The 750-nt window shown below is 65.6% G+C and carries 1 protein-coding gene; it reads left to right on the forward strand.

Going from position 1 to position 750, the window contains the following annotated elements; all coding sequences use genetic code 11:
- Positions 1–83 precede the first annotated feature (83 nt).
- A partial coding sequence (locus HBO05_RS29035) for a glucose PTS transporter subunit IIA (RefSeq protein ID WP_172315038.1) occupies positions 84–750 on the forward strand: 667 nt, incomplete at its 3' end.

Below are 750 nucleotides of genomic sequence, written 5' to 3' on the forward strand. Positions count from 1 at the left end.
ACCCGGATCAACCCCGCCACCTGAGCAAAGTCACCCGCACCCACTGAGTTGGTTTCTGTCGTTTCCTGATGAGTACCGTGCCCATGCCCGACAATAATAATGACCTCACCCTCAGCGCCCCCCTCAGTGGGCCGGTGCTGACCCTGGGCAACGTGCCTGACGACGTGTTCGCCAGTGGCGCCATGGGCGACGGGATTGCCATCGACCCCCTCAACAACTGCCTGCATGCGCCGTGCGCCGGGGTAGTGATCCACGTCGCCCGTACCGGCCACGCCCTGACGATCCGCGCCGACAATGGCGCCGAGGTGCTGCTGCACGTGGGCATCGATACCGTCCAATTGAATGGCGAAGGCTTTGCCCTGCTGGTCAAGCAAGGCGCGCGGGTCAGCAACGGGCAGCCCCTGGTGCGCTTTGACCTAGACCGCATCGCCCGCCAGTGCAAAAGCCTGGTCAGCCTGATCATCCTCACCAACGGCGAGCAGTTCGAACTGCGCCCGGTGGCCGTCAATACGGTCAAGGTCGGTGACGCCCTGCTGCGCATCGTCGCGCGTCAGCCTGCCGCCGTGCAGTGTGTGTCCGACAACTCCCAGGCACATGCCAGCGCCAGCGTGCGCATTACCCATCGCGGCGGCCTGCATGCGCGTCCCGCAGCCCTGGTTCGCAAGACCGCCCAGGGTTTCAGCAGCCAGTCGCAGCTGCATTTCGCCGGCAAGTCGGCGTCGTGCGCCAGCCTGATCGGCCTGATGGGGC

The organism is Pseudomonas sp. WS 5079 (assembly GCF_012985465.1).
Classification (GTDB): domain Bacteria; phylum Pseudomonadota; class Gammaproteobacteria; order Pseudomonadales; family Pseudomonadaceae; genus Aquipseudomonas.